Raw genomic sequence first — 6,234 nt, 5'->3', positions numbered from 1 at the left:
CACCGCTCCTTCAACTCCTTCTGGCTTCGATGAACTGAAGCGTAACCGCTGCCGAAAACTGCGTAACTCTTTGTTTACCAAGGAGTTTTCCGTTTCGACTGCGCCGGAAGTGGGGCGAATTATAGACTTTCAGAATCTGCCGTCAACCTCTAATTACGCTTTTCTGGCAGAAGGCGCCTTTCTGGCTATTAAACGTGGAATCCGGCGAGTTACAGGCGGCAATCTCAACACCAACAACAACGCACCTATAGAAGCATAGATCGCCCATTCCTTCATATCGGCACGCACGATCCACAACATATGCAGCAATCCAAGCCCGAGAACCACATAGACCAACCGATGCAGCTTCTTCCAGCGAGAACCCAAACGCCGCTGACTGTAGCGATTGGAGGTAACCGCCAATGCCAACAAACAGAGAAACCCCAGCGCTCCGACAATAATGTACGGCCGCTTGCGCAACTCGATACCCAGCTGCGACCAATCAAAGCCAAGGATAAACGCTGTGTAACCGCTCAAATGCAGAACCGCATAAGCGAAGCACCACAACCCCAACTGCCGTCGGACAGCTATCCACCCCGGCCAACTGGTGAGCTTTTGCAAAGGTGTCATGCTTAATGTAATCAGCAGCAGAACAAGTGTCCCCAGCCCTAGACGGTCAACCAGTACCTTGCCCGGATCTGGCCCCAACACATCCCCCAAGGCCTGATACAACCAAAGCAGCGGCCAAATCGCTGCAGCGATGAAGACGCCAATACGCCAGAACGGATATCGCATCAGTAATTCTTCCGCAGATCGAGCCCTGTATATAGAGAAGCGACTTCATCCGAGTAACCATTGAACATTTGCGTATCGCGCACATTGGGTTTGAACAGGCCGCTCGGCAAACGCCTTTCCCGTGCCTGGGTCCAACGCGGATGATCGACTGTCGGGTTCACGTTCGCATAAAAGCCATACTCATCCGCAGCGATACTCTGCCAGGTAGTTTTTGGCTGCTCGCTGACCAGACTGATCCGCACGATGGATTTAATGCTCTTGAAGCCGTACTTCCAAGGCACCACCAGACGCAGCGGCGCACCGTTCTGATTCGGCAACTCACGCCCATACATGCCCACAGCAAGAATCGCCAACGGGTTCATCGCTTCATCCAGACGCAGCCCTTCTACATAAGGCCAGTCGATCAGGGCAAAACCGGAACGCTGCCCGGGCATAGTTTTGGGATCCTGCAAGGTTTCGAAGCGAATGAACTTGGCTTTGGACGTTGGCTCGACCTCCTTGAGCAAAGCCGAAACAGGAAAACCGATCCACGGAATGACCATCGACCAGGCTTCCACGCAGCGAAGACGATAGATGCGCTCCTCCAGTTGATAAGGCTTCATGAAGTCTTCCAGCGCATACCGCCCCGGCTTCCCCACCTCCCCGTCCACCACCACGCTCCACGGTTCGGTTTTCAGCGCCCCAGCGTTGGCCGCGGGATCACCTTTATCGGTACCGAACTCATAGAAGTTGTTGTAGTGGGTCGCATCCTTGAAAGGTGTGATCGCCTCGTCCTTTACGTTGACCGCCCCCCATTTAGTAGAAGGAAGCTTTTCGGCAAACCAGGACGGTGCCTTGCCAGGCTCGACATCAGCATAACGCGCAACATCGTCGGCACTCGCCCAACGCGGCAGACCGCTCACAGCCAGACCAGCAACGGCGGCACTCAATACACTGCGACGAGAAAGGTAGAGGGATTCAGGCGTGACGTCCGACTCATGACAGTCAGACGCTTTGGGGACTTTAATCAGCATGACAACTCCGCAGCTTTGGAGGACAGATGCACCCATAGACTGCGGAGTATGAGGGAAATTACATCACTCGGCTTTTTTGTGCCGACGAAGGCGTAACAGGTACTGCACCGGCCCGGAAGCCGCATAGCCGAGGAAAACCAGCAGCAGAATGCGCGGCGGATCACTGAACACAACGGCGAATACCAATACCACTGCGAGTATCGCGACAAAAGGAACGCGCCCCTTCAAGTCCAGCTCCTTGAAGCTGTTGTACTTGATGTTACTGACCATCAGCATGCCAGCGGCGGCAACCATCAGTGCAACCAGGAACGACATCTTGGAACCCTGAATGCCGTAATCGCTGAATGCCCAGACAATGCCCGCGACCACACCGGCGGCAGCCGGGCTGGCCAGACCGATGAAGTAACGTTTGTCTGCAGTGCCGACCTGAGTGTTGAAACGAGCCAGACGTAATGCCGCCCCCGCTACATAGATGAAGGCGACCATCCAGCCGACCTTGCCCATGTCACCCAAGGCCCAGCCGAATGCCAGCAATGCCGGCGCCACACCAAAGGCAACCATGTCCGACAGCGAGTCGTACTCGGCACCGAAAGCACTTTGGGTATTGGTCATACGGGCAACACGACCGTCGAGGCCGTCGAGTACCATGGCGACGAAAATCGCGATCGCGGCAAACGCAAAATATTTGCTCGCGCCGATCGCATCACCGGCACTCAAGGCACTCTGGGCGCTCATCGAGTTGATGATGGAATAGAACCCTGCGAAGAGGTTCGCAGTGGTGAACAGATTCGGCAGAAGATAGATACCACGATGCCGGACTTTACGGCCTTCAGCGTCATGCCCTTCTTCGATGTGTTCATCGATAGGCAGAAGGCTTTCGGCGTCAGAAGCCTGCTTTGGCTCTTCGGGACGTTCGCTCATGGACATTTACCTTGTAACGGGTGGAAAGTTTCGACAGGTGTCTGGGACGACGGTTCGGCCACAAACAATGCAGCTTTATACCAGAACCGGCGGATCCAAACGAAAAAACGCGGCCTAGGCCGCGTTTTCCGTACAAGCTCGGGACTTAGTTCTTGGCTTTGTCGACGATCTTGTTGGCACCGATCCACGGCATCATGGAGCGCAGTTGCTCACCGATGATTTCGATACCGTGAGCGGCGTTGTTACGACGCTTGGCGGTCATCGAAGGATAGCCGGTGGCGCCTTCGCTGATGAACATCTTGGCGTATTCGCCGTCCTGAATACGTTTCAGGGCGTTGCGCATGGCCTGACGAGATTCGGCGTTGATCACTTCCGGACCGGTTACGTACTCGCCGTACTCAGCGTTATTGGAGATCGAGTAGTTCATGTTGGCGATACCGCCTTCGTACATGAGGTCAACGATCAGTTTCAGTTCGTGCAGGCATTCGAAGTAGGCCATTTCCGGCGCGTAGCCAGCTTCAACCAGGGTTTCGAAACCGGCTTTTACCAGTTCAACGGTACCGCCGCACAGAACGGCTTGTTCGCCGAACAGGTCGGTTTCAGTCTCGTCCTTGAACGTGGTTTCGATGATGCCGGTACGACCGCCACCAACGCCGGCAGCGTAGGACAGTGCAACGTTTTTGGCGTTGCCCGAAGCATCCTGGTAGATAGCGATCAGGTCAGGGATACCGCCGCCTTTGACGAACTCGGAACGCACGGTGTGGCCCGGTGCTTTTGGCGCGATCATGATCACGTCGAGGTCAGCGCGCGGTACAACCTGGTTGTAGTGAATCGCGAAACCGTGGGAGAAGGCCAGGGTGGCGCCTTTCTTGATGTTCGGCTCGATTTCGTTCTTGTACAGGGTAGACTGGAACTCGTCCGGGGTCAGGATCATGACCAGGTCGGCAGCCGCTACGGCGGAAGCAACGTCAGTCACTTTCAGGCCGTGGGCTTCAGCTTTGGCAACAGTGGCCGAACCTTTACGCAGACCAACAGTTACGTCAACGCCGGAGTCTTTCAGGTTGCACGCTTGAGCGTGGCCCTGGGAACCGTAACCGATGATGGCAACTTTCTTGCCCTGGATGATCGACAGGTCGCAGTCTTTTTCGTAATAAACTTTCATGAAATTCCCCTCTATATCCTGGCCGTTCAGGCCATTCGCTAATTTGGTTTAGATGCTCAGTACTTTGTCGCCGCGGGCAATCCCGGTGACGCCACTGCGTACGGTTTCCAGAATCGAGGCAGTCCCGATCGATTGAATGAAGCTGTCGAGCTTGTCGCTGGTACCGGTCAATTGAACGGTATACACGCTAGCGCTGACATCAACGATCTGCCCACGATAAATATCGGTGGTGCGCTTGATCTCGGCGCGCTGGGCGCCGGTAGCCTTGACCTTGACCAGCATCAGTTCGCGCTCGATGTGAGCACTCTCCGACAGGTCGACCAATTTGACCACTTCGATCAGTTTGTTCAGGTTCTTGGTGATCTGCTCGATGACTTCATCATGGCCGACAGTGGTCAGCGTCAGACGCGACAGGGTCGGGTCTTCAGTGGGTGCCACGGTCAGGCTTTCGATGTTGTAGTTGCGCTGCGAGAACAGGCCGACTACACGAGACAGAGCGCCCGGTTCGTTTTCCAGAAGCAAGGAAATAATGTGCCGCATGATTAAGTACGCTCCGTCTTGCTCAGCCACATATCGCGCATGGAGCCGTCTTTGATCTGCATCGGGTAGACGTGCTCGCTGGTGTCGACCGAAATATCGATAACCACCAGGCGATCTTTCATGGCGAACGCCTCTTCCATCTTCGACTTCAAATCTTTCGATTCGGTGATACGCACGCCAACGTGACCATAGGCCTCGGCCAGCTTGACGAAGTCAGGCAACGATTCCATGTAGGAGTGCGAGTGGCGGCTGCCATAACTCATGTCCTGCCACTGGCGAACCATACCCAGCACACCATTGTTCAGGATGACGATTTTTACCGGCAAACCATATTGCAGGCAGGTCGACAGTTCCTGAATGTTCATCTGGATGCTGCCCTCGCCCGTTACGCAGGCGACGTCGTCATCCGGGAAGTTCAGCTTGATACCCATGGCTGCCGGGAATCCGAAGCCCATGGTGCCCAGACCACCGGAGTTGATCCAGCGGTTTGGCTTGTTGAACTTGTAGTATTGCGCCGCGAACATTTGATGCTGACCTACGTCCGAGGCTACAAAGGCATCGCCCTTGGTCACTTCGCACAGGGTTTCGATCACGGTCTGCGGCTTGATCACGCTGCCATCGCCCTTGTCGTAAGGGAACAGGCCGCGGTCACCGCGCCACTCATCGACTTGCTTCCACCAACTGGCAACGGACTCCTTGTTCGGGGTCTCGCCGATTTCCTTGAGGATCGCGACCATTTCGGTCAGGACACTCTCGACCGGACCGACGATAGGCACGTCTGCCTTGATGGTCTTGGAGATCGAAGCCGGGTCGATGTCGATATGAATGATCTTGGCGTTCGGACAGAACTTGGCCGGGCCGTTGATCACGCGATCATCGAAACGCGCGCCGACTGCAAGGATCACGTCGGCATGGTGCATCGCCAGGTTGGCGGTGTAGCTGCCGTGCATGCCGAGCATGCCGATGAACTGACGGTCGGTGCCAGGGTAGGCACCCAGGCCCATCAGGGTATTGGTCACTGGCAGGTTGAGCATCTTCGCCAGCTCGGTCAGCGGCGCGGAGCCGCCACCGAGAATCACACCGCCGCCTGCATAAAGCACAGGACGCTTGGCCGCCAGGAGCATTTCAGCTGCCTTGCGGATTTGCCCGGAGTGACCACGAACAGCCGGGCTGTAGGAACGCAGCTTGGCTTTTTTCGGGAAGATGTATTCGAACTTCTCGGCCGGGTTGGTCATGTCTTTCGGGATATCGACAACGACCGGACCAGGACGACCGGATTGCGCCAGGTAGAACGCTTTCTTCATGACTTCCGGGATTTCCGACGCGTGCTTGATCATGAAGCTGTGTTTCACGATCGGCCGGGAAATACCGATCATGTCGGTTTCCTGGAAAGCGTCGGTACCTACCATGGTGCTCGGCACTTGGCCGGAAATGACCACCATCGGAATGGAGTCCATGTAGGCCGTGGCAATACCGGTGATGGCGTTGGTTGCGCCCGGACCGGAAGTTACCAGTACCACGCCGGCTTTACCGGTGGCACGGGCGTAGCCGTCGGCCATATGGGTCGCAGCCTGTTCATGACGAACCAGGATGTGGGTCACTTCCGGTTCTTTGAACAGGGCATCATAGACATGAAGAAGAGCACCGCCCGGGTACCCGTAGATATATTTGACGCCTTCGTCACGCAAAAAGCGGACGAGCATCTCACCGCCAGATAAAAGCTCCACGTTGTTCACCTCTAAAACGCCAGAATACCGCCCACATACATGAGGACGGGTCTTAATAGGTTTACTTCTCAGCAGAGCATGAGCGACGGTGGTCGCC

General features: G+C 55.8%; 6 protein-coding genes. All 6 read right to left on the bottom strand.

Going from position 1 to position 6,234, the window contains the following annotated elements; translation table 11 throughout:
* Window positions 1–153: 153 nt before the first annotated feature.
* The 6 genes from msrQ to CKW20_RS28605 all read right to left on the bottom strand — a co-directional run bounded on the left by msrQ (window position 154) and on the right by CKW20_RS28605 (window position 6,137).
* Window positions 154–774: a protein-methionine-sulfoxide reductase heme-binding subunit MsrQ gene (gene msrQ / locus CKW20_RS28630; RefSeq protein ID WP_095055880.1), complete on the bottom strand. Its 621-nt coding sequence runs from the start codon at window positions 772–774 to the stop codon at window positions 154–156.
* Complete coding sequence (msrP, locus tag CKW20_RS28625; protein ID WP_095055879.1) at window positions 774–1,787, bottom strand: protein-methionine-sulfoxide reductase catalytic subunit MsrP; 1,014 nt, start codon at window positions 1,785–1,787, stop codon at window positions 774–776. The genes msrQ and msrP overlap by 1 nt, the downstream gene beginning before the upstream one ends.
* 63 nt (window positions 1,788–1,850) lie before the next feature.
* Window positions 1,851–2,708: a CDP-diacylglycerol--serine O-phosphatidyltransferase gene (gene pssA / locus CKW20_RS28620; RefSeq protein WP_095055878.1), complete on the bottom strand. Its 858-nt coding sequence runs from the start codon at window positions 2,706–2,708 to the stop codon at window positions 1,851–1,853.
* Window positions 2,709–2,853: 145 nt separating this feature from the next.
* Window positions 2,854–3,870: a ketol-acid reductoisomerase gene (ilvC, locus tag CKW20_RS28615; RefSeq protein WP_095055877.1), complete on the bottom strand. Its 1,017-nt coding sequence runs from the start codon at window positions 3,868–3,870 to the stop codon at window positions 2,854–2,856.
* Window positions 3,871–3,918: 48 nt separating this feature from the next.
* Window positions 3,919–4,410: an acetolactate synthase small subunit gene (ilvN, locus tag CKW20_RS28610; RefSeq protein ID WP_003176102.1), complete on the bottom strand. Its 492-nt coding sequence runs from the start codon at window positions 4,408–4,410 to the stop codon at window positions 3,919–3,921.
* Between the two features lie 2 nt (window positions 4,411–4,412).
* Window positions 4,413–6,137: an acetolactate synthase 3 large subunit gene (locus tag CKW20_RS28605; RefSeq protein ID WP_095055883.1), complete on the bottom strand. Its 1,725-nt coding sequence runs from the start codon at window positions 6,135–6,137 to the stop codon at window positions 4,413–4,415.
* Window positions 6,138–6,234 lie beyond the last annotated feature (97 nt).

Origin of the sequence: Pseudomonas sp. Irchel s3b2 (assembly GCF_900187445.1) — a bacterium.
In the GTDB taxonomy this organism is placed as follows: Bacteria; Pseudomonadota; Gammaproteobacteria; order Pseudomonadales; family Pseudomonadaceae; genus Aquipseudomonas.
This window is presented reverse-complemented; position numbering and strand designations above follow the sequence as displayed.